23 protein-coding genes are annotated in these 20,463 nt (G+C 62.2%); 13 read left to right on the top strand and 10 right to left on the bottom strand.

The genetic code is table 11. The features are described 5' to 3' along the window. Positions 1 to 15 precede the first annotated feature (15 nt). Positions 16 to 831, top strand: a complete 816-nt coding sequence (locus ACOQFT_RS11185) for an SDR family oxidoreductase (protein ID WP_421598002.1) — start codon at positions 16 to 18, stop codon at positions 829 to 831. A 22-nt stretch (positions 832 to 853) separates the two neighbouring features. Here the strand turns inward: ACOQFT_RS11185 and ACOQFT_RS11180 are convergent, their stop codons facing one another. The 7 genes from ACOQFT_RS11180 to ACOQFT_RS11150 all read right to left on the bottom strand — a co-directional run bounded on the left by ACOQFT_RS11180 (position 854) and on the right by ACOQFT_RS11150 (position 9,321). Beyond that, positions 854 to 2,164: a M16 family metallopeptidase gene (locus tag ACOQFT_RS11180; RefSeq protein WP_421598001.1), complete on the bottom strand. Its 1,311-nt coding sequence runs from the start codon at positions 2,162 to 2,164 to the stop codon at positions 854 to 856. Further along, entirely contained in the window at positions 2,161 to 3,501 is a 1,341-nt protein-coding gene (locus ACOQFT_RS11175; RefSeq protein WP_421598000.1) for a M16 family metallopeptidase, read from the bottom strand. The genes ACOQFT_RS11180 and ACOQFT_RS11175 overlap by 4 nt, the downstream gene beginning before the upstream one ends. 82 nt (positions 3,502 to 3,583) lie before the next feature. Further along, positions 3,584 to 4,102 carry a DUF3035 domain-containing protein gene (locus ACOQFT_RS11170; RefSeq protein ID WP_421597999.1) on the bottom strand — a complete coding sequence of 173 codons (519 nt, stop codon included), beginning with the start codon at positions 4,100 to 4,102 and terminating at the stop codon, positions 3,584 to 3,586. A gap of 50 nt (positions 4,103 to 4,152) precedes the next feature. Further along, positions 4,153 to 4,623, bottom strand: coding sequence for a signal peptidase II (lspA, locus tag ACOQFT_RS11165; protein WP_421597998.1), 471 nt, complete (start codon positions 4,621 to 4,623; stop codon positions 4,153 to 4,155). Beyond that, a complete protein-coding gene (purH, locus tag ACOQFT_RS11160; protein ID WP_421597997.1) occupies positions 4,623 to 6,212 on the bottom strand; it encodes a bifunctional phosphoribosylaminoimidazolecarboxamide formyltransferase/IMP cyclohydrolase in 1,590 nt (529 codons plus the stop codon). The genes lspA and purH overlap by 1 nt, the downstream gene beginning before the upstream one ends. A gap of 22 nt (positions 6,213 to 6,234) precedes the next feature. Next, positions 6,235 to 7,974 carry a heparinase II/III family protein gene (locus tag ACOQFT_RS11155; protein WP_421597996.1) on the bottom strand — a complete coding sequence of 580 codons (1,740 nt, stop codon included), beginning with the start codon at positions 7,972 to 7,974 and terminating at the stop codon, positions 6,235 to 6,237. A gap of 90 nt (positions 7,975 to 8,064) precedes the next feature. Continuing rightward, complete coding sequence (locus ACOQFT_RS11150) at positions 8,065 to 9,321, bottom strand: RsmB/NOP family class I SAM-dependent RNA methyltransferase (protein WP_421597995.1); 1,257 nt, start codon at positions 9,319 to 9,321, stop codon at positions 8,065 to 8,067. An 89-nt stretch (positions 9,322 to 9,410) separates the two neighbouring features. Between ACOQFT_RS11150 and ACOQFT_RS11145 the strand changes: the two genes are divergently transcribed. Next, complete coding sequence (locus ACOQFT_RS11145) at positions 9,411 to 9,593, top strand: DUF1674 domain-containing protein (RefSeq protein ID WP_421597994.1); 183 nt, start codon at positions 9,411 to 9,413, stop codon at positions 9,591 to 9,593. Between the two features lie 4 nt (positions 9,594 to 9,597). Here ACOQFT_RS11145 and ACOQFT_RS11140 read toward each other — a convergent pair whose 3' ends face one another. Then, positions 9,598 to 10,452, bottom strand: coding sequence for a LysR family transcriptional regulator (locus ACOQFT_RS11140; protein ID WP_421597993.1), 855 nt, complete (start codon positions 10,450 to 10,452; stop codon positions 9,598 to 9,600). Between the two features lie 96 nt (positions 10,453 to 10,548). On the opposite strand from ACOQFT_RS11140, the gene tmpA reads away from it, so the two are divergent. The 4 genes from tmpA to ACOQFT_RS11120 all read left to right on the top strand — a co-directional run bounded on the left by tmpA (position 10,549) and on the right by ACOQFT_RS11120 (position 13,892). Further along, a complete protein-coding gene (gene tmpA, locus ACOQFT_RS11135; protein ID WP_421597992.1) occupies positions 10,549 to 11,685 on the top strand; it encodes a 2-trimethylaminoethylphosphonate dioxygenase in 1,137 nt (378 codons plus the stop codon). Further along, positions 11,682 to 12,272 (top strand): (R)-1-hydroxy-2-trimethylaminoethylphosphonate oxygenase, encoded by a 591-nt coding sequence (gene tmpB / locus ACOQFT_RS11130; protein ID WP_421597991.1) that lies wholly within the window; start codon positions 11,682 to 11,684, stop codon positions 12,270 to 12,272. Before tmpA ends, tmpB begins: the two co-directional genes overlap by 4 nt. Next, the gene (locus tag ACOQFT_RS11125; protein ID WP_421597990.1) at positions 12,269 to 12,937 is read left to right on the top strand and encodes an ureidoglycolate lyase; all 669 of its coding nucleotides are present in this window, start codon (positions 12,269 to 12,271) and stop codon (positions 12,935 to 12,937) included. The genes tmpB and ACOQFT_RS11125 overlap by 4 nt, the downstream gene beginning before the upstream one ends. Before the next feature lie 106 nt (positions 12,938 to 13,043). Next, entirely contained in the window at positions 13,044 to 13,892 is an 849-nt protein-coding gene (locus tag ACOQFT_RS11120) for a hypothetical protein (protein ID WP_421597989.1), read from the top strand. Between the two features lie 6 nt (positions 13,893 to 13,898). Here ACOQFT_RS11120 and dapB read toward each other — a convergent pair whose 3' ends face one another. Further along, a complete protein-coding gene (dapB, locus tag ACOQFT_RS11115) occupies positions 13,899 to 14,708 on the bottom strand; it encodes a 4-hydroxy-tetrahydrodipicolinate reductase (RefSeq protein ID WP_421597988.1) in 810 nt (269 codons plus the stop codon). A gap of 91 nt (positions 14,709 to 14,799) precedes the next feature. Between dapB and rbfA the strand changes: the two genes are divergently transcribed. The 6 genes from rbfA to rpsO all read left to right on the top strand — a co-directional run bounded on the left by rbfA (position 14,800) and on the right by rpsO (position 18,986). Continuing rightward, complete coding sequence (rbfA, locus tag ACOQFT_RS11110; protein WP_421597987.1) at positions 14,800 to 15,195, top strand: 30S ribosome-binding factor RbfA; 396 nt, start codon at positions 14,800 to 14,802, stop codon at positions 15,193 to 15,195. Further along, positions 15,192 to 15,935, top strand: coding sequence for a phosphodiester glycosidase family protein (locus ACOQFT_RS11105; protein WP_421597986.1), 744 nt, complete (start codon positions 15,192 to 15,194; stop codon positions 15,933 to 15,935). Before rbfA ends, ACOQFT_RS11105 begins: the two co-directional genes overlap by 4 nt. A gap of 54 nt (positions 15,936 to 15,989) precedes the next feature. Then, positions 15,990 to 16,895, top strand: coding sequence for a tRNA pseudouridine(55) synthase TruB (gene truB, locus ACOQFT_RS11100; protein WP_421597985.1), 906 nt, complete (start codon positions 15,990 to 15,992; stop codon positions 16,893 to 16,895). A 21-nt stretch (positions 16,896 to 16,916) separates the two neighbouring features. Continuing rightward, positions 16,917 to 17,420, top strand: coding sequence for a DUF1643 domain-containing protein (locus ACOQFT_RS11095; protein WP_421597984.1), 504 nt, complete (start codon positions 16,917 to 16,919; stop codon positions 17,418 to 17,420). A 94-nt stretch (positions 17,421 to 17,514) separates the two neighbouring features. After that, the gene (locus ACOQFT_RS11090) at positions 17,515 to 18,573 is read left to right on the top strand and encodes a calcium-binding protein (protein WP_421597983.1); all 1,059 of its coding nucleotides are present in this window, start codon (positions 17,515 to 17,517) and stop codon (positions 18,571 to 18,573) included. 143 nt (positions 18,574 to 18,716) lie between these two features. Beyond that, positions 18,717 to 18,986, top strand: a complete 270-nt coding sequence (gene rpsO, locus ACOQFT_RS11085; RefSeq protein ID WP_170379357.1) for a 30S ribosomal protein S15 — start codon at positions 18,717 to 18,719, stop codon at positions 18,984 to 18,986. Between the two features lie 98 nt (positions 18,987 to 19,084). On the opposite strand, the gene ACOQFT_RS11080 is transcribed toward rpsO, so the two are convergent. Then, on the bottom strand, positions 19,085 to 19,462 hold the full coding sequence (locus ACOQFT_RS11080) for a winged helix-turn-helix transcriptional regulator (protein ID WP_421597982.1): 378 nt from the start codon (positions 19,460 to 19,462) through the stop codon (positions 19,085 to 19,087). 182 nt (positions 19,463 to 19,644) lie between these two features. Here ACOQFT_RS11080 and ACOQFT_RS11075 point away from each other — a divergent pair, with 182 nt between their 5' ends. After that, entirely contained in the window at positions 19,645 to 20,415 is a 771-nt protein-coding gene (locus ACOQFT_RS11075) for a nuclear transport factor 2 family protein (RefSeq protein ID WP_421597981.1), read from the top strand. Positions 20,416 to 20,463 lie beyond the last annotated feature (48 nt).

The raw sequence follows: 20,463 nt of genomic DNA, 5'->3' as shown, positions 1-20,463 counted from the left end.
TCACGGGAGGCCTACATGGATTTTGCAAACAAAGCCGTCATCGTCATTGGTGGCACCAGCGGTATCAATCGGGGCATTGCCGAGGCCTTTGCGGCCTCGGGCGCCAGGCTGGCCGTCGCCAGCCGGTCGCAGGACAAGGTGGACGACACCGTCGCCGCACTGAAAGCGGCGGGCGCGGCCGAGGCCATAGGCACAGCGTTCGACGTGCGTGACCCCGAGGCCGTCGCGGCAGGCCTGAAACAGTTCCACGATGCGTTCGGCGACTTCGACGTGTTGGTGTCAGGCGCGGCAGGCAATTTCCCCGCCCTAACGGCCGAGATGTCGGTCAATGCCTTCAAGACCGTGATCGACATCGACCTGATGGGCACGGTCCACGTGATGAAAGGGGCCTACCCCTATCTCAAACGCCCCGGTGCCAGCATCATCAACATCTCGGCGCCGCAATCCTACCTGCCCTACGAGGGCCAGGCCCATGTCTGCGCCGCCAAGGCGGGCGTCGATCAGATCACCCGCACCCTGTCGATGGAATGGGGGGTCGAAGGCATCCGCGTGAACTCGGTCGTACCCGGCTTTATCGAAGGCACCGAGGGCGCGAAACGTCTGGCCCCCACCGAAAACGCCCATGAAGAACTGCGCCGCGATGTACCTTTGGGTCGTTGGGGGCAGCCGCAGGATGTGGCCAATGCCTGCCTGTTTCTCAGTTCCGATCTGGCCAGCTATATCAGCGGCACCGTCATGGCCGTGGACGGGGCGCTGTATCAGCGTGGCTCGGGCAAGTTCGGCCAGATGATGGGGCAGATGCTGCGCAGCGCAGCGGGGAAAAAGGGCTGAGGCGCGCTCAGCCCCCTTTTCATCAATTCGTGGTTTCCAGCCCTTCGGGTTTCCCGACAACGGTGAAATGCAGCCCTTCGGGGTCGAGCAGTTCACTGGCAACGCGGTTCACGTCTTCCAGTGTTACCGCATTCACCTTGTCGTTGCGGGTGGTGATATAGTCGATGGGCAGATCATCCATCTGCATCCCGACCATGATCCCGGCGATCTGCCCATTGCCATCAAACCGCAGCGGGTAGGCCCCGGTCAGATAGGTCTTGGCATCATCCAGTTCTTTCTGCGTCACGCCCTCGGACGCGGCCCGGGCCCATTCATTGCGGATCACCTCGACCGCTTCGGCGATGCGGTCATTGCCCGAGGACACTGAGCCCAGATAGACCGAGGCCAGATCCTTGGGCACCAGATAGGTCGCCACACCATAGGTCAGGCCGCGTTTTTCGCGCACTTCCTGCATCAGGCGGCTTTCGAACCCTCCACCGCCAAGAATGTGGTTCATCACAAAGGCAGCAAAGAAATCGGGATCATGCCGGTCGATGCCCGCATGGCCGAACAGGGCCACCGATTGCGGCGTGTCGAATTCAACCACGCTGACCCCGCCGGGGATTTCCACATCAGCACGATCCGGAATGGGCTTGCCGGTTTCGGGCAGATCGGCCAGCAGCCTGTCCAGCAACGCGCCCAGTTCTTCGGGTGTGATATCGCCCACGGCGCCGACATAAAGCCGATCCCTGGCAAGAACATTGTCATAAGCGGCCACGACATCATCGCGGGTCAGCGCACCGACGCTTTCGATCGTGCCCTTGCCCTCGGTGCCATAGGGATGGTCACCATAGGCCATCGCCGCGAAATTGAGGCTGGCTATGTCATTGGGATCGGTCTGATCGGACCGCAACCCGGACAGAACCTGCGCCTTGACCCGTTCGACCGCGTCCTCGTCAAAGCGCGGTTCGTGAATGGTCGTGCGCAGCAGGTCGATCACCTCATCCCGGTTCTCGGTCAGGAACTGCGCCGAAATCGATACCGAGTCATCAGACGCGTTGTAGCTGAACGAGGCCGCCAGCGATTCCAGTTCGCGCGCATAGGTGCGCGCATCCATGTCGCCCGCGCCTTCCTCGATCAGGCCGCTCATCAGATATGTGGCGCCGCGCTTGCCCGGATCGTCCAGCGAGGTGCCGCCGCGGAACCGCAGCTCCAGCGCGGTGAAGGGAATCGAGTGATCCTCGACCAGCCAGGCGGTGATGCCGCCGGGCGAAGTGACCTCTTCGATCTCGATCTCGGCCCAGGCGGGCAGCGCGATGACGAAGGCGATCAGGGTTGCGAAAATGCGTTTCATTGCGTCACCTCATCGTCTTTCATCAGCCAGCCGGTGACCGAGCTTTCCGGTTGCAGAACCTCGCGGGCGGCGGCGATGATCTCATCGCCGGTCACAGCCTGAAGGATATCGGGCCAGACCTGCACGTCCTCGACCGTCAACCCGCTGGTCAGGGCACGGCCATAGCGATTGCCGATCCCGTCCACATTATCACGGGCATAGGTCTGCGCCGCGCGCAGCTGCATCTTGATCCGGTCGAGGTCTTCTTCGTTCACACCCTCGGCGATGAAATCGGCCACCGCCTGATCCATCGCGTCCTCGGCCTCTTGCAAGGACACGCCTTGCGCCGGGACAACCAGCAGATCAAAGGTCGTGTCATCCAGCGAGACACCGCGGTAGAAAGCCCCGGCATAGACGGCCTTTTGCTGTTCGAATTGCAGCTTTTCATTCAGGTAAGACGTGGTGCTGCCGCCCAGCAACTCGGCCAGCAGGAACAGCGCCGCGGCTTTCTCCTGCTCACCCGGATCACGTTCGGGCGCCAGATAGCTGCGCTGCACATAGGGCTGCGAAACCCGTGCATCCTTGAATGTCAGGCGACGTTCGGCGTTTTGCGGCGGCTCTTGCGAACGCACCCGTTCGGGCAGATCCGGATTGGCAGGGATGACACCGTAATACTGCTCGGCCAGTGCCTTGACCGCATCGGGCTCCACATCGCCGGTCACTACCAGAATGGCGTTATTGGGCGCGTAGTGGGTCTGGTAGAAGGACAGCGCGTCCGCCATGTCCAGCGTCTCCATCTCGTGCCGCCAGCCGATGATCGGCGCACCATAGCGATGGTTGAGGTACTGCGACGCACTCATCTGCTCGCCAAACAGGGCGCGGGGGCTGTTTTCGGTGCGCTGGTTGCGTTCTTCCAGGATCACGTCGCGTTCGGTGACGATGTCCTCGTCGCTCAGGCGGATGTTGCGCATCCGGTCCGCCTCCATCCGCATCATCAGCTCCAGCCGGTCGGCGGCGACGCGTTGGTAATAGGCGGTGTAATCATAGGACGTGAACGCATTGTCATTGCCACCATTGGCCGCGACCGTGGCCGAAAACTCACCCGGAGCCAACGTGTCGGTGCCCTTGAACAGCAGATGTTCCAGAAAATGTGCCACACCGGACGAGCCGACCGGCTCATCCGCTGACCCGGCGCGGTACCAGACCATATGCTGCACGACCGGCGCGCGGTGATCTTCGACCACGACGACATCCATGCCGTTATCCAGCGTGAAGGTTGTGACCGCCTCGTGCCCCTCTTTGGCAATCAAGGGGGTGGCGGCGACAAGGGCGGCAGACAAGGCCAGAGCCCGAACCATGGGGCGTCCTCCGTTTCGTTCAATGGTGTTCAAACTACGGTGGTGGGGCGCAGGTTCAAGGCCGATGACGGAAAGTTAAGATTTATTCATCCGCCGGGGGCGCCGATGGCGTCTCGATCCCCGCACGCCGCGCTGCTTCGTTCTGTGCATCGGCGTCAAGCGCCTGACGTTGATACACCTGCGAATAGCGATCCACCTTGAACAGGCGCAGACGGGTCAGGCGACCCTGCTTTCTGCGGAATTCGGCATCTTCGGTATCGACAACCTGCCGCGTGTTGGACGGCACGCCATAGCGGCTGGAGGCCGTCACCAGTGCCGCATCGGTGGATGGAATGGCCGCATTGGCATTCAGCGCCGCCTCACTGCCGCCCAGCGCCACAATCGCGTCCGCTTTCGGATCCGGGTCGGTCAGGTTTGTCCCACCCGGCGTGGGCGCGGGCAGGAACTTATAATCCTTGGGCTGTGTCAGCGGCTCCACCGGCATCACCGAAAACTCATCCGGCCCCGGCCCCGGTGCCTCAAGGTGGCGCAAACCGATATCGGCACATCCCGCAACCGCAAGGATCAGTGTCACAGCAAATATGGTACGCGGCAACCGCATCAGAGTCTCCAGCCAGTTTCAGGCGCTTTTATCGCATATCACCCGGCGCGTCACGAGGGCTTTTTGCCCTCGAACAGAACAAGCCCGATGGCGCCCGCAAAGATGAACACATCGGCCAGGTTGAACACAAACGGGTTGTTGATGCCACAGCAGGACATGTTCAGGAAATCCAGAACATAGCCATAGATCACCCTGTCCAGCACATTTGCCAGCGCCCCGCCGATCAGCAACCCGCCGCAAAACAGCATCAGCCTGGACGGCACGGTGCGCATCAGCCAGATCAGCACGCCGATCGAGATGGCCAAAGAGATACCGATCAGCACCCAGCGGGCAGCGTCGGTATCGCCCTGAAACAGGCCAAAGTTGATGCCCCGATTCTCACCGTATTTGAACACCAGCAGGGGCGGCAGAACGTCGATCTCACCCTCGGCCACGCGCATGACGTGAACGACCAGATACTTGCTGATCTGGTCGATCGCAAACGCGGCCAGCGCAGCCCAGAGCAGAAGGCGATAGCGCATCAGTGACGGAAGTGGCGCATGCCAGTGAAGACCATGGCCAGACCGGCCTCATCCGCCGCCGCGATCACCTCGTTATCGCGCATCGAGCCACCGGGCTGGATGACGCAGGTTGCGCCAGCCTCGGCGGCCTCCATCAGACCGTCGGGGAAGGGGAAGAACGCGTCCGAGGCAACGGCCGAACCGATGGTCAGCGGTTGGGCCAGACCCAGCGCGTCGGCCATGCGTTCGGCCTTTTTGGCTGCGATCAGGGCCGAGTCGACGCGGCTCATCTGGCCTGCGCCCACGCCCACGGTCGCGCCGTCCTTGACATAGACGATGGCGTTGGACTTGACGTGTTTTGCCACTTTCCACGCAAACAGCAGATCGCGCATCTGCTCGTCAGACGGGGCCTTCTGGGTGACGACCTTCAGGTCATCCATGCCGACAAAGCCGTTATCCTTGTCCTGCACCAGAAGGCCACCGGCCACCTGACGCACGGTCTTGCCGCCTGCGGTCACGTCCGGCAGGCCTTCGGTCGTCAGCAAGCGCAGGTTCTTCTTGGCGGCAAAAATCGCCTTGGCCTCATCCGATGCGCCGGGGGCGATCACGACCTCGGTGAAGATGCCGGTGATCTCCTGCGCGGTTTCGGCATCCAGCGGCTGGTTCAGCGCCACGATGCCACCAAAGGCCGAGGTGCGGTCACAGTCGAAGGCCGCTTTGTAAGCCTCTAGCAGGGTCGCACCTGTCGCCACACCGCAGGGGTTGGCGTGTTTGATGATGGCACAGGCAGCGCCTTGTGCCGGGTCGAACTCGGCCACCAGCTCAAACGCCGCATCGGTGTCGTTGATGTTGTTATAGCTCAGTTCCTTGCCCTGATGCTGTACGGCGGTTGCCACGCCGGGGCGGCCCGTGCCGTCAGTGTAGAAGGCCGCCGACTGGTGGCTGTTCTCGCCATAGCGCAGGGTCTGTTTCAACTCACCAGCAAAGGCGCGGCGCTTGGGGGCCTCAATCGTAAGCGCGTCAGCCAGCCAGTTGGACACGGCGGTGTCATAGGCGGCGGTGCGGGCATAGGCCTTTTGCGCCAGCTTGCGGCGGAATTTCGGGCAGGTCGCGCCGTTGTGCTGATCCATGTCGCCCAGCAGTTTCTGGTAATCCTCGACATCCACGACCACGTTCACAAACGCATGGTTCTTGGCCGCCGCACGGATCATCGCCGGGCCTCCGATGTCGATATTCTCGACACATTCATCGTAATCGGCGCCTTTGGCCACCGTTGCCTCGAACGGATAGAGGTTCACCACCAACAGATCGATCGCGCCGATGCCATGTTCTGTCATCGCGGCGACGTGGGTGTCGTTGTCGCGCAACGCCAGCAGGCCGCCATGCACCATCGGGTGCAGGGTTTTCACGCGGCCGTCCATCATTTCGGGGAAGCCGGTGACCTCGCTGACATCCTTCACCGCAAGCCCGGCGTCGCGCAGCGCCTTTGCGGTGCCGCCGGTCGACAAAAGCTCGACTCCGCGCTCGGACAGCGCCTGTCCCAGTTCGATCAATCCGGTCTTGTCGGATACGGAAAGCAACGCGCGGCGCACGGGGTGAAGGTCGGTCATGGGTCCAAAGGTCCTTTTGGCGTCAGTCAAACTCGGGCTCGTCCCGGTGCAGGTCGCGCACGGCATAGGCTGTATCCTGTGCCTTGCTCAACGTCCACTGGATGCGGGTCGCATACTCCATTGCGCGCCCGGATAGAACGATCTGTTTTGTCGCGCGGGGCTTTAATCGGCCTTTTTCGAGATAAACACTTGGTTCGACGGCCAATTTTGCAACACCGTCATGGCGGAAAACCCAGATCTCGCCGCTTTTGAGCGCCATCGACACCGCCGCACCGCCCAGATCTATGGCTGCATCGACGTCAGGATGCAGATGAAACCGGATGTCATAGCGAATACCCTTGAGGCCCGAGGCATCCATCGCCTTGTCGAACTGCCGCTTGGCCTTGTCGGTGGCGGTCAGCAGAATATCCTCGCCAGTCAGTTCGCGCCCGTCAAAGCGCAGCTCGAACGTGCGGGCGTGGGTCAGGCCAAAGGTTTTGGTATAGCCGTCATGCCCGACCATGAAGCGCGTGCCCTCGAACGCCTCTTCAAAGTCCACCGGAACGTCCTGTGGCGCACCGACCAGCGCCTCGTTTTCGCTGCCGGTCCCTGCGGGGGTCAGCCGGGCGCTGGAATAGCCATCCAGACACAGGGTCGAATGCGACGGCGTTGCGCGCCCGGCGCGGCGCCATTCCGATCCGAAACTTTCCCCCGAGCCGCAATTCACGATCAATGGCCGCCGTCCGGACGTCAGTTCAAATGCCAGGGTCGAGGCATGGGCATTCAGGGACGCGGTCCCCTTTGGCGGCGTGCTGGCATCCACGATCACGCTGGTCCGCGCCGCATAGAGCCGGGAAAACCCCATCGCCAAACCATTCGCGTGTTGCGGTCGAACCCCGCTTTGGGCCAGCGCCTGATCCAGCCGCCCCTCAACGCCGCGCCCGCCGCCGTGAAACCGGGCCAGCGCACCATCGGCATGGCGCAGGCTGCGCAATGTGGGCGCCATCCGCTTGACCGCATCGGCCTGCGCGGCCGGTGTCCCCCGCCCCAGATCGCCCAGCGCGGCCGAGGTCCAGGACAGCAGGGTGAACACGTCCAGCAGCTCTTCGGGGTTGCGGGTGGAAATGCCGCCCTGCGCGTCGATCTGTTTTTCACATTCCTTCGCCAACGCGCGCAGGGCCGGATCGGCCATCTGCTCCAGCCCTTTCAGGGCCAGCCCGGCCTGAACCAGCCCGGCCAGCGCCTCGAACCGCGGCAGCCCCGGCGTGGCGGCGTGCCAGCGTTTGGACAGGAACCATGTCTGTTGCGCCAAAGCGCGAAAGAACAGTTTGGTTTGCACGTCATCCGCTCCACGCAGCAGGAACGCCGCGTGGTTGATCCAGCGCATCACCCGCCGGCCGGTCAGATCCGGCGCCCATCCCGGCCCCTGCCCACGACCATGCGCATCAATCCAGCCCCAGACCCAGCGTTGCGCCTTGTCCCGCGCCCGCATGTCCCCCACAGCGGCCAGATCGTCCAGCCAGGCAAAGCCGTGGCGTTCATTGTCAAATCCGGTGCTTGGGGCGGTGACATCCCACAGGTTGGTATCTTCTGCCTCGACCAGATACCCGGCAAACAGCAGGTTGCCCGCCACCAGCTGCCGCCCCCGCGCAAACGATCCGACGGTGCGCGGCTCGGGCTCGGACACAAATCCTGTGACCGCCTTGCGCCGCTGGCTGAGCCGCGCATAGAGACGGTTCTGGAACCGCACCCACCGGTTGGTCATGGTATCTGAGTTCGACATGACGCTCGTTACTCTGCCTCTTGCGCTCTGCTGGCGCTTGAGACCCAACGATAGACCGCACAGATCGTCAAGTCACCGAAAAGCGTCGTGTCAGGCGGATTTGTTCAGGCAGGCCATGTAGAACCCGTCCATCCCGCCGCGATCCGCCCAATAATCGGGCCGCAGGCGCAGGCCGCCCTCTTCGGTGATCCAGCCCGGGTTGACCCCGGCGATGTTCAGCGCATCGCGGTTCACCGACATGTCCAGGTACTGCTCCAAAGCCTCTTCGATCTGAACCTCACCCTCATCGGGCAGCAGCGAACAGGTGCAATAGACCAGTCGCCCGCCGGGTTTCAGCAGGGTCCAGGCATGGGCCAGCATCTGGGCCTGCAGCTCGATCAGCCCGCCGAATTCCGAGCCGTCCTTGGCAAAAGGCAAATCCGGGTGACGGCGAATGGTGCCGGTGGCCGAGCATGGCGCATCCAGCAGGATGGCGTCGTATTGGCCCTGATGTTCCAACGCATCGCCCGCGATGACATCAGCCTTCAGGCTGGTGCGTTTAAGGTTTTCGCGCACCCGCTCCAGCCGTGTTTCCGAGATATCCAGCGCCGTGACCCTGGCCCCGGCTGCGGCCAGTTGCAGCGTCTTGCCCCCCGGCGCGGCGCAGAGGTCCAGCACGGTTTCCCCGGGTTTCGGCGCCAGCACCTGCACCGGCAAAGCCGCCGCCGCGTCCTGCACCCACCAGTCACCTGCGGTGAATCCCGGCAGGGCCGAGACCTGCCCCGCATCCCGCACCCGCAGCGACCCGGTCGGCAGCGCGTCTCCGGGGCCGCTCGCCCCCGGCTTTGCGGTGATATCCAGCGGCGCACCTGCGAAATGCGCCTGTTCCATGCCTGCGATAGCCTCAGCACCCCACGCCATAATCAAAGGCTCGCGCAGCCATTCCGGCAGGCGTGGCACCCGCATCTTGGGCCACGCGCCCGGTCCTTCGGCGGCCACCTTGCGCAGAACCGCGTTCACCAGGCCCTTGAGGCGGCCATGCTGGCGCGAGCGGCCCACGATTTCGACCATGGAATTGACCACACCATGGGCGGCCTCCCCGTGGCACAGCTCGACCGCGCCAAGGCGCAGGGCGTTGTGCACGGTCAGCGCAGGCGTCCGATTCAGGTGGTTGTCCAGCAGACGGTCGGCCCGTTCGAGGCCGCGCAGGGTTTCCAGCGTCAGCCGCTGCGCCCGCGCGCGGTCTTCGGGGTCCAGTCGATCCAGCGCACCTGCGGCCAGACATTCGGACAACAACCGCCCCTCCCCCAGAATCTGATCCAGCAGGTAGATCGCGCTGCGTCGCGCCGCTGTTGCGTTGTCGGACATGGAACCGCCTTTGATGTGACCCGCGCCCGCATTGCCAAACGCGGACGGGGGCGTATATCAAGACCGCGCACGGAAAGGAACCCGATGTCATGAGCGACGACCGCAAAGACCTGCCCCCTGCCGCCCAACGCGCCTTGGCCGAGGCCGAAGAGCGCCGCAAAAAGGCCGAGACTGAGGCAAAGGAAATGCCCAAAGAGCTGGGCGGGCGCGATGGTCCCGACCCGGCCCGCTATGGCGATTGGGAGAAGAAGGGCATCGCGATCGACTTCTGATCGCTTATCCCCGCAGCGCCTGCAGGAAATCGTCAATCAACGCGCGCTGCTTTTTCGAGCGCACCCGGTCTTCGGGCCAGGTCAGCCAGTATCCTTCGCGCGTTTGCAGCTCCGGCAGATCCAGCGTGCATAGCTGCCCGCTGCGCAAATGCCCCGACGCCAGCGGCACCGATCCAAGAACCACCCCCATCCCCTGCCGCGCCGCCGCAATCGCGTGACCCATTGAATCAAAGCTGACCCGCGCGGGTGGCAGATCATCCATCCCCGCAGCCGCAGCCCAGTCGCGCCAACCCGGCCGTTCGCCGCGCTGATCGACCAGAGGCGCGCCCCACATGACCCCCGGCGCGGCCATCGGCACCAGAACCTCCCGCGCGATCAAAGCGGCCTCTCGCCCCGACCACGCGCCACGGCCATAGCGGATTTGCAGCCATGTCTTTTCCTCATCCAGCGAAGAGCGGCGCGCCACGGAATCCGTCAGGACCTGCACCTTGGGCTGCATGTTGAGAAACGCGGGCAGGCAGGGCAGAACCAGCGCATAGATGTGGGACGACAGGCCCGCAACGCGCAGTTCACGCGGGGATTTGCCGAACAGATCCTCGGTGTTGCGCTCCAACGCCTGCAAGCTGTCCTGCACCAGCGGCAGATAGCTTTCTCCTTCGACGGTCAGCGACACGCCCCGCGCCTCGCGTACGAACAATGTCCGGCCCAGCCAGGCCTCAAGGTTTGCGATCCGCTGGCTGACCGCCGCCTGGGTCAGCCCGAATTCCTTGGCGGCGGCGGAAAACCCGCCCAACCGCCCGGCCGCCTCGAATACGCGCAGCCAATCCAAAGGCGGCAATCCGATCTTTTTCTTAGCCATTAGTTTTTCCAAGCCTCAGCAGCAATAAGGATTAATTGTCGTAATGCCACGGGGCGCGTATTTCCTCAAGCAAAGCCGCGCCGAACAGGAGACCCCATGCTACGCACCGCCACCCATGATGCCTCGGTCGTGACCGTCGAATTTGACACCGGCACCCAGGCCCGCTTCCACGCCATCTGGCTGCGCGACAACGCGCTGGACCCCGAGACCCGCGCGCCGGGCAACGGCCAACGCCTGATCACCATCGGCGATATCCCCGCCGACATTTCGATCAGCGCCACCGAAGTTCTGAACGGCGATCTGACCGTCACTTTCCAGCCGGAAGACAAGACCGTGACCTTCCCTGCCTCTTGGCTGGCCGATCACATTTATGATCGCGACCCAGCGCAAGAAACCGGTCGCATCGCCCCCGGCATCACCACATGGGAAAACGGCATCGACGCGCCCAGCGCGGATTGGGACGCGGTGCACGCCAACCCCGCCGCCAAACGCGACTGGCTGGCCGCCGTGGCCGAGTTCGGCTTTGCCAAGCTGACAAACGGCCCGACCGAGCCGGAATCGCTGCTGAAATTGGCCGACCTGTTCGGCTATGTCCGCGAGACAAACTATGGCCCCTATTTCGAGGTCCGGACCGAGGTGAATCCGACCAACCTCGCCTTTACCGGGCTGGGTTTGCAGGCTCATACCGACAACCCCTATCGCGACCCGGTGCCGACACTGCAGATCCTGTATTGCCTGGAAAACAGCGCCGAGGGCGGCGACTCGATCGTGGTCGACGGTTTCCGCGCCGCCGAGAAACTGCGCGACCAGAACCCCGAGGGCTTTGCCCTGCTGGCGGGCTTTCCGGCGCGGTTCGAATACAAGGGCTCGGACGGGGTCTGCCTGCGCTCGCGTCGTCCGATGATCGAACTGTCGCCGGATGGCGAGCTGATCGGCATCCGATTCAACAACCGCTCGACCGCGCCGTTGGTCGATATCCCGTTTGACCGGATGGAGGCCTATTACGCTGCCTATCGCCAGTTGGGCGAGATTATCGATGACCCGGCCATGGGCGTGTCGTTCAAGCTGGAACCGGGTGAGAGCTTCATCGTCGACAACACCCGCGTTCTGCATGCGCGGCTGGGCTATTCCGGCGCGGGCTCGCGCTGGTTGCAGGGCTGCTACGCTGACAAAGACGGGCTTCTGTCGACACTGGCGGCAATGGATATGGCACAACCGGAGGCGGCGGAATGAAACCGGATTTTTCGACCCTGAACCGGGACAATATCGTCGCTTTCATCGGCGACATCTTCACCCGCCGCGGCAGCGAGGAATATCTGGGCGAACCCGTCACCATGGCCGAACACATGCTGCAAGGTGCCACCATCGCCGAGCAGAACGGGATGCCCGAAGAGATCATCGTCGGCGCACTGCTGCACGATATCGGCCATTTCACGTCTGAGTTCGGCAGCTATCATCCCGACGACACCGAAGACCGCCACCACGAGGATGCGGGTGCTGCGGTGCTGGAACAGTTCTTCCCGTCGGTGATCACCGGTTGCTGCCGGTACCATGTGGCGGCCAAGCGCTATCTCTGTGCCACCAAGCCCGAGTATTTCAACCGCCTGTCCGACGCCTCGGTTCACACGCTGGAACTGCAGGGCGGCCCGATGAGCGCCGAGGAAGTGGCCGAATTCGAGGCCAACCCGAACCTGAAAGAGATCATTCAGGTCCGATATCTGGACGAGGCCGGCAAGCGCGCCGACATGGAAACCCCCGACTATGCCCATTTCGCACCGATGGTGCAGCGTATGGTCGACAGGCACATGGAGGTTTCATGAACGCGCCGGAATATATCTTTGAGGCCAGCACAAAACCCTCGCTGCCCTGGCACGAGGTTCCGCTGATCCGCGCCACCGACGCATCGGTCAAAGGCTATGGTTGTCTGGTCGATGACCCCGAAACCTTCGAGATCGAAATCACCCGCTGGCCGCAGCAGGGCTGGCGCCCCATCGACGAGGGCACCGGCGACGAAGGTGGCTGGGTCGAGGGTACGTTCCACGGCGAATGGAAGGGCGATGTGCTCTATGGCCGGAACGAAGCGGTGAACGGCCACTATGTGCTGGGATGGTCGACCGATCCGCAACAGGCGCGGGCGGAAAGCCAAACCGCGCCGCGCGATCAGGTGCTGCTGTGGCACATGAACTACCACCCCGATGGGGGGCAATTGTTCTATCCGCTGGACAACAAGCCCTTCATCATCCCCGCCGCCCTGCCCGGCGACAACCTGACGCCGGACAAGGTGGTGGCCTTCTGGTGCGACGGCTCGCGCGGGCTCTATATTCATCCCGGCATATGGCATGAGGGGATTTTCCCGGTTGAGGATAACCAACGCTTCCTCGACCGTCAGGGCGCCGTTCACGCGCGGGTTAGTGCGGATATCGGCAAGGAATTCGGTGTCTACCTCGCATGCCCGCTGCGCGCGGACAAGATCAGGGACCTCTGAGAATGCGCGCTATCCCCTGAATGGCGCATTTTCAAAGACCCTTAACCCTTGTCCGAAACATCTATGATACTCTCGAACCACGTTCGTTAAGTTCGGGAGGCATCAGATGGATTTTAACAGGCGCAGAGTTGTCCAGTTGGGAACCGCAGTGACGGTCGGGACGATGCTACCGAGAATGGCCGCTGGTCAGCGGGAAGACTTCGAAACCGACCTCGGCAGCACTTTGACCCGATTCCGAGCGAAATTCGGTGCCCTCGGATTTGACGAATCCGCTGCTCTGCCCATCTTGACGGGCGATGCTTCCTACAATGGTGGTTTGCGACACGATTTCGATCAATCGGCTCTGCCGTTCAATTCATTCGTCATTCAACCTCTGGCTCGGGTGAGCGATGTTGAAGAAAAATCCCGCGCGGATGTCTTACCCTTGTTCCATGAAGTCGGCTGCCATCCCGCAGGTGCCGACGGTCAGACCACAACCGAACTTATGATGCGCCTTCTCATCGATGACTTCACCTTGGACCCAAGCCGCATCGCCTTTGTCAGCGTTCCGCTAGCCGATGAGCTGCGACCTGTGCTGGATGACATGGGCCTGTCTTTCGCCGAAAAGGTCTTGCTGCGCGATGAGGCCGGGGCCCTGGCGGCCCGCGACGCCTCTGGCTTTTTCTTTCCCGATCCGTTTGATGACGACTACGTTGTGACTATGGGGGTATATTACCGAGTTGGGAACGTTGATGAGCCCGCACCAAAAACCTACCCTCCGTCAGCAAACTGGACCGAGATTGGCGAAATCGTGATAGCTGGAGATGCCGCGCCTTTAGGTATTTCCATAGGAGCCGAGCGCTTGGTTTACGCAATTACAGGCCAATACCCGACCTGGGAGCAGCGGCTTGGTGCACTTTTTGCACAGGTCGAAGAAGAAGGTACAGAACCACCCGGTCTGACCGCGTTCCGCTAGGGGCTTTTACAACCCCAGCACATCCACCATGTCATACTGACCCGGCGCCTTACCCTGCCCCCACAGCGCAGCTTTCAGCGCGCCACGGGCAAAGATGGCGCGGTCGGTGGCCAGATGGCGCAACACGATGCGTTCGCCGGGCGCGGCGAACAGGACGTCGTGTTCACCCACGATGTCGCCACCGCGAATGGCGTGAAAGCCGATATTGCCGCGTTGACGCGCCCCGGTAATGCCGTCGCGTCCCCGATCGGACACATCCGCCAGATTGACTCCGCGCCCCTCGGCAGCCGCCTCGCCCAGCATCAATGCTGTGCCCGACGGGGCATCGACCTTGTGGTGATGGTGGCCTTCGATCACCTCGATGTCGAAATCCTCGTCCAGCGCGGCGGCGACCTTTTTGGTCAGTTGCACCAGAAGGTTGACGCCAAGGCTCATGTTTCCGGCCCGTACGATCACCGCATGGCGGGACGCAGGTTCCAGCGCCGCGATCTGTTCGTCGCTCATACCGGTGGTGCCGATCACATGCACGCAGCGTGCCTGCGCCGCCAGAGCGGCAAATTCCAGCGTCGCCTCGGGAGCGGTGAAGTCGATCACCGCCTGCGCCTGCGCAAATGCCTCAAGCGGATCGTCAGTGACCGTAACGCCCAGCGCAGGGCCGCCCATCGCGGTGCCCACGTCCTGACCGATCCAGTCATGGCCCGCGCGTTCGACCACGCCGACCAGACGCGCCTGATCGCTGTCCGTCACGGTTTTGCTCAGCATCTGCCCCATACGGCCCGAGGCCCCTGTGATGACGATCCCCGGAATATGGGTCATTGCGCTGGTCCCTTTCATAAAGTCGGCTCAAAGCCTCCTACCCCGTTCGCGCCCGCTTGGCAAAGCCCTGCTTTGCGCTTAGATCGGGGGTATGGCAAAGAACAAATTCCACGATGGCCCCGGCCCGTCCCAACGGCAACTGCGCGTCGGCGAACTGATCCGCCGCACCCTGTCCGAGGTTCTGGCGCGCGGAGATGTCCACGACCCCGACCTGAACCGCATGTCAATCACCGTGGGTGAGGTGCGCACCTCGCCCGATCTGAAAATCGCCACCGCCTATGTGCTGCCCCTGGGCGGCAAGGGGCAAGAGGACGTTATCGACCTGCTGGCTCGCAACAAGGGAGAGCTGCGGCGCGTGATCGGCAAGAAGCTGAATCTGAAATTCTCGCCCGATCTGCGGTTCCGTCTGGATGATACGTTCGACCGTCTGGACGACACCCGTCGCATGTTCGATCAGGACGCGGTGCGCCGCGATCTGGACGAGTGATCCGCGCACTGGCCACTTTGGGCGCGGTCCTCTGGGCGGCGCAAGCCTCTGCGGTCACCTGTGAAAAGCTGACCCATGAGGACAAGCGCTACACCATCTGCGAGGTGGACGCCGCATCCGAAGATCTGCGCCTGTTCCTGAACGATGAAAACGGCGATCTGCTTGGGCATTTCTCCTCGGTGAACGAGGCGCTGGCCCCCGGAGGCAAACGGCTGGCTTTTGCGATGAATGCCGGCATGTATCACGACGACCGCTCGCCCGTCGGCCATTATGTCGAGGACGGTCACGAGCAGATGCGGGTGATCCCGAACCCCGGCCCCGGCAATTTCGGTCTGCTGCCCAACGGTGTGTTCTGCATCCGCGACGGTCGGGCGGACGTGTTCGAGACGCTGGACTACGTCGATCAGGCCCCCGATTGCCGTTTTGCCACCCAATCCGGCCCGATGCTGGTGATCGACGGAGAACTGCACCCGCGTTTTCTGCCTGATTCGACCTCGCTCTATGTGCGCAACGGGGTGGGCACCAGCACGGATGGGATGCGGGCGGTGTTTGCGATTTCGGAGGATTACGTGACCTTTCACGAGTTCGGCAGCCTGTTTCGCGATGTCATTGGCACGCCGAATGCGCTGTTCTTCGACGGCAATATCTCTCGTATGTATGAACGGGCGAGCAACCGCTCGGACGTTGGGTTCTCGCTGGGGCCGATTGTGGGTGTTGTCGAAGACGTCCCGACAAATTGACAGCGGCAGGGTGATCCGCTAGGCCGCGCGCCTCGGCAAGAATCTAGGTGAAGCATGGGACGCAAACGCAAGGGTCGCGACATTTCCGGTTGGCTGGTGGTGGACAAGCCTGCGGGCATGACCTCGACCGCGGTGGTCAACAAGGTGCGTTGGGCGATGGACGCCAAGAAAGCGGGCCATGCGGGCACGCTGGACCCCGAAGCAACCGGCGTTCTGGCCGTGGCCTTGGGTGAGGCGACCAAAACCGTTCCCTATATCACCGATGCTTTGAAAGCCTATACCTTTACTGTGCGTCTGGGTCAGGCCACCAATACCGACGATGCCGAGGGCGAGGTGATTGCGGACAGCGATGCCCGCCCCTCGGACGACGATATCAAACAGGCACTGACCCCGTTTCTGGGCGACATCATGCAGGTGCCGCCCAAATTCTCGGCCGTGAAGATCGACGGGCAGCGCGCCTACAAGCTGGCTCGCGATGGCGAGGACGTGGAACTGGCCGCCCGGCCCTTGTGGGTAGAAGAACTGATTCTGGTCGACCGCCCCGACGAAGACCACGTCGTGCTGGAGATGACCTGCGGCAAGGGCGGCTATGTCCGTTCGATCGCGCGCGATCTGGGTGAGGCACTGGGCTGCCACGGCCACGTCAAGGAACTGCGCCGCATCTGGTCCGGCCCGTTCGAGGTCGAGGATGGCCTGTCCATCGACCAGATCGACGAGATGGCCAAGACCACCGCTCTGGACGACTACCTGCATCCGCTGGAAACCGGCCTTGGCGACCTGCCCGAGTTGAAATGCACCCCCGAAGGCGCCACCCGCCTGCGCAACGGCAATCCGGGCATGGTGCTGGCCTCGGACGTGGAATATGGCGACGAGGCCTGGGCCTCGCTGGATGGCAAGGCGGTCGCCGTAGGCATCTATAAATCCGGCGAATTGCATCCCAGCCGGGTGTTCGTCTCCTGAACGGCGTGTTAGGCGAGTGACATGATCACCCGTTCGCATACCAAGGGCGACGCGCCCTCGACCGCCATATATTCCGATTGCGAGAAATATCGTTACAGCCTGACCCGTGTCTGGGACGCGGGCGGGCGCAAGGCGCTGTTTGTGATGCTGAACCCGTCGACCGCGACCGAGGTTCAGAACGACCCCACGGTGGAACGCTGCGAACGCCGCGCGCGGGCGCTGGGGTTCGGGGCGTTTCAGGTCACCAACATCTTTGCCTGGCGCGACACCGACCCACGCAAGATGCGCGCCGCCGTTGATCCGGTAGGCCCCAAGAATGACGCCGCGATTCTGGATGGTGTTGAGTGGGCCGATCAGGTCATCGCCGCCTGGGGGACCCATGGCGCGCATCTCGACCGTGGCCCGGCGGTCGAAACCCTGCTGCGTGGCACCGGCCAGCCGCTGTTTCATCTGGGGCTGACCAAGGACGGGCACCCGAAACATCCGCTCTATATTGCCTATACCCAGCAGCCCGAAGCGTGGTGACAAAAGGTTAACCACAAGATCAGTCCGGCTTTGACCAAGTGCCTGATCGCATGAGACATTTACCCTTGGGCCAGCGCGTTCACGGAGGGTTCCCATGTTTTTGGTCGGATTGCTTGGACTGGCCGCCGTCGGTGGCGCCGCCTACGCCATGAGCGACGTTTTCGTCCCCGAAGACGAGCCCGAAGAGGACGACATCACCGAAGACCAGATCGACGAGGTGACCGAGGGCAATTTCCTCGAGATCGATAACAGCGCCAAAGACCCTTCGACCCCGGATGAGACCGGTTCGGAGGACGATACCGCCGAGACCGAAGACCCCGCCCCGTCCACCGGCACCATTATCTCGGAATTCCAGGGCGATCTGATCATTGCCGGAACCGAGGATGCAGATGTCCTGACCGGCCAGGATGGCGTCGATCAGATCAACGGTTTCGGCGCGGATGACGTGATCTACGGCGGTGCTGGCAATGACGTGCTGCACGGGGGGAACGGCGCCGACACCATCTCGGGCGGGGATGATGACGACATTCTTCACGGCGAGGCCGGCGATGACCTGCTGAACGGGGATGACGGCGACGATAAGCTCTATGGCCATTTCGGGGCGGATCAGCTGGATGGCGGTGCGGGCGACGACGCGCTGCATGGCGGGCAGGGCAACGATACGCTGGACGGTGGCACAGGCGATGACGCGCTGCATGGCGGCTATGGCGACGACACGCTGCGCGGCGGCGCGGGTGAGGATGTTCTGTTCGGCGGGGACGGCGATGACATTCTGACCGGCGAAGATGGCGAGGGCGAACAGGCCCGCGATTTCCTGAATGGCGGCGCCGGAGAGGACACGATTCTGGCCGACAGCGGAGATATCGTCACCGGCGGTGATGATGCCGATGACATCATCCTCGACCCCGAAGCCGAGGATGAGGTCGTGACGGTGATGGATTTCCAGCCAGGTCAGGACAAGCTGTTCGTGTCCTGGGACGGTGCCGAAGACCCCGATATCCGGATCGAGCAGGACACCGAGAACGAAAACCTGACCCATGTGCTGATCGACGGTCAGGATGTGGCGCAATTGCTGGGGGCCGAGGGCCTGACTGCCGACGACATCCAGCTGATCTCTGAGGCCGAGCTGGCACAGCTGACTGCACTGGGTTGACCCGGCAGAATCCCTTTGCCATTTGCAGCAAATACGCTTATACGCGCCCATCCGCATCGGAATCGGTGCGGTTTTCTCCATGGGCCTGCGCTGGACGACATCCCGGCCTGCGCCATCAACTCTAACCTTTAAAGGAGACCCCGATGTCGATTACTGCCGCTGAAAAAGCACGCGTCATGAAAGAATTCGGCACCAAAGAGGGCGACACCGGTTCGCCTGAAGTCCAGGTTGCCATCCTGACCTCGCGCATCACCACCCTGACCGAGCACTTCAAGACCCACAAAAAAGACAACCACGGTCGTCGCGGTCTGCTGAAAATGGTCGCCCAGCGCCGCAAGCTGCTGGACTACCTGAAGGGCAAGGAAGAAGCACGCTATCAGGACCTGATCAAAAAGCTGGGCATCCGCCGCTAAGCGCTTTTTGCACAAGATCTGAAACCGGTTTACCGGTTTTTCGCCCGCCAATTTGGCGGGCGTTTTTTTTGTTGCTCGATGCAAAGCCGACGTGGTGTTCAATCCGGATGCGCGCGTTCATATTCCATGCGCGCGGTCTTAACCTCATCCATTTGCTCGTGAGACCAGTACACAAGCGGCTTGAGCAGCTCCAACAGGCTGCGACCCAAAGGCGTCAACGCGTAGGATACCGCAACGGGCGGGCCGGGATCGACTGTCCGCGTCAGATAGCCATCGCGCTGCAGGCCGCGCAGATTCTCCGTCAGCACTCGTTGCGTCACATCGCCGATACAGCGTTTCAGCTCTCCAAATCGCTTCGGCTCGTCTTCCAGCGCGAGAAGAATGATCATGCGCCATTTGCCGGTCACGTTGGACAGAACCGAACGGATCGAGCAGTTTGACGCTTCGGCTTTGCTGTTGACGCCGATAGGGAGCATGTGAGCCTCTGGTGCGTAATTGATACCTGAAGTGATCCTAATACCTACACCGCACAATTCAACCACCTGTTTTTCAACACAGTATCCTTGAAGTAACCACGTGACTAGAAAGTGCGTAATTGATATGTGGTGCGTTTTTAATACTAACTATTGCCACAACTCGAATCATCAGGAATTGACCCATGACCCCGAAAGAGCTTGTCCTCGCCCTGTTCTCGGCCGCCTTCATCGAACACGATCCCGACGCCGCGCGTCAGCTGGTGACGGCTGACTATGTCCAGCACAACCCTCAGGTTCCGACAGGGGCGGACGGGTTGATAGGGTTGATCCCGCTGGTCGCACAATCCGGCATGACCGCCACAACCCATCGCGTAATCGTCGAGGGTGACATGGTCGTGTTGCACAACACCTATGACAATGCCGATGCATTTGGCGCGTCCTCGCTTGCGGCGTTTGACATTTTCCGCGTGCAAGACGGAAAAGTTGTCGAACATTGGGACAACCTGCAGCCCATCCCCGAAACAACCGCGTCAGGCCGCGGCATGACGGACGGGCCGACCGAGATCGCCGACCACGACAAGACACAGGAAAACAAGGCGCTGGTCCTGGGTTTCGTGCGCGACGTTCTAGGGGGCGCTGCACCGGAGAATGCAGCGAACTACATGGACCCCGAGGTTTACATGCAGCACAACCCCTCGATTGACGACGGTTTGTCGGGGTTGATGGCGGCGATCGAGGTCTTTGCTGCGCAGGGCATGGTGATTACCAAGTTTGAACCGCAATTTGCCGTCGCTGAGGGCAATTTCGTGTTTGTGGCAACAGATGCCACCATGGGTGGCGAGCCCTGGGCGTTCTTCGATCTGTGGCGCGTCGAAGATGGAAAAATCGTTGAACATTGGGATGTCGTGTCGCCCATTCCCGCCGAAATGGCGCATGGCAACGGTAAGTTCTGAGGCTCAGGCAGGGCACAACCCCGCTTTATGCCTGCACAAAAAAACGCC

This window comes from Ruegeria sp. MALMAid1280, from assembly GCF_049195285.1.
Classification (GTDB): Bacteria; Pseudomonadota; Alphaproteobacteria; order Rhodobacterales; family Rhodobacteraceae; genus Ruegeria.
The sequence above is the reverse complement of the archived record's forward strand: the minus strand, read 5'-3'. Positions and strand labels throughout refer to the sequence as shown.

What these genes read in the sequence shown, in the direction of transcription:
- tmpA (WP_421597992.1), top strand. Translation starts at nt 10,549, where the DNA reads ATGCTACGCACCGCCACCCATGATGCCTCGGTCGTGACCGTCGAATTT.
- tmpB (WP_421597991.1), top strand. Translation starts at nt 11,682, where the DNA reads ATGAAACCGGATTTTTCGACCCTGAACCGGGACAATATCGTCGCTTTC.
- ACOQFT_RS11150 (WP_421597995.1), bottom strand. Translation starts at nt 9,321, where the DNA reads ATGTCCGACAACGCAACAGCGGCGCGACGCAGCGCGATCTACCTGCTG.
- ACOQFT_RS11090 (WP_421597983.1), top strand. Translation starts at nt 17,515, where the DNA reads ATGTTTTTGGTCGGATTGCTTGGACTGGCCGCCGTCGGTGGCGCCGCC.
- ACOQFT_RS11180 (WP_421598001.1), bottom strand. Translation starts at nt 2,164, where the DNA reads ATGAAACGCATTTTCGCAACCCTGATCGCCTTCGTCATCGCGCTGCCC.
- ACOQFT_RS11185 (WP_421598002.1), top strand. Translation starts at nt 16, where the DNA reads ATGGATTTTGCAAACAAAGCCGTCATCGTCATTGGTGGCACCAGCGGT.
- ACOQFT_RS11145 (WP_421597994.1), top strand. Translation starts at nt 9,411, where the DNA reads ATGAGCGACGACCGCAAAGACCTGCCCCCTGCCGCCCAACGCGCCTTG.
- ACOQFT_RS11175 (WP_421598000.1), bottom strand. Translation starts at nt 3,501, where the DNA reads ATGGTTCGGGCTCTGGCCTTGTCTGCCGCCCTTGTCGCCGCCACCCCC.
- rbfA (WP_421597987.1), top strand. Translation starts at nt 14,800, where the DNA reads ATGGCAAAGAACAAATTCCACGATGGCCCCGGCCCGTCCCAACGGCAA.
- dapB (WP_421597988.1), bottom strand. Translation starts at nt 14,708, where the DNA reads ATGACCCATATTCCGGGGATCGTCATCACAGGGGCCTCGGGCCGTATG.
- ACOQFT_RS11075 (WP_421597981.1), top strand. Translation starts at nt 19,645, where the DNA reads ATGACCCCGAAAGAGCTTGTCCTCGCCCTGTTCTCGGCCGCCTTCATC.
- truB (WP_421597985.1), top strand. Translation starts at nt 15,990, where the DNA reads ATGGGACGCAAACGCAAGGGTCGCGACATTTCCGGTTGGCTGGTGGTG.
- ACOQFT_RS11155 (WP_421597996.1), bottom strand. Translation starts at nt 7,974, where the DNA reads ATGTCGAACTCAGATACCATGACCAACCGGTGGGTGCGGTTCCAGAAC.
- ACOQFT_RS11095 (WP_421597984.1), top strand. Translation starts at nt 16,917, where the DNA reads ATGATCACCCGTTCGCATACCAAGGGCGACGCGCCCTCGACCGCCATA.
- ACOQFT_RS11170 (WP_421597999.1), bottom strand. Translation starts at nt 4,102, where the DNA reads ATGCGGTTGCCGCGTACCATATTTGCTGTGACACTGATCCTTGCGGTT.
- lspA (WP_421597998.1), bottom strand. Translation starts at nt 4,623, where the DNA reads ATGCGCTATCGCCTTCTGCTCTGGGCTGCGCTGGCCGCGTTTGCGATC.
- ACOQFT_RS11125 (WP_421597990.1), top strand. Translation starts at nt 12,269, where the DNA reads ATGAACGCGCCGGAATATATCTTTGAGGCCAGCACAAAACCCTCGCTG.
- rpsO (WP_170379357.1), top strand. Translation starts at nt 18,717, where the DNA reads ATGTCGATTACTGCCGCTGAAAAAGCACGCGTCATGAAAGAATTCGGC.
- purH (WP_421597997.1), bottom strand. Translation starts at nt 6,212, where the DNA reads ATGACCGACCTTCACCCCGTGCGCCGCGCGTTGCTTTCCGTATCCGAC.
- ACOQFT_RS11140 (WP_421597993.1), bottom strand. Translation starts at nt 10,452, where the DNA reads ATGGCTAAGAAAAAGATCGGATTGCCGCCTTTGGATTGGCTGCGCGTA.
- ACOQFT_RS11080 (WP_421597982.1), bottom strand. Translation starts at nt 19,462, where the DNA reads ATGCTCCCTATCGGCGTCAACAGCAAAGCCGAAGCGTCAAACTGCTCG.
- ACOQFT_RS11120 (WP_421597989.1), top strand. Translation starts at nt 13,044, where the DNA reads ATGGATTTTAACAGGCGCAGAGTTGTCCAGTTGGGAACCGCAGTGACG.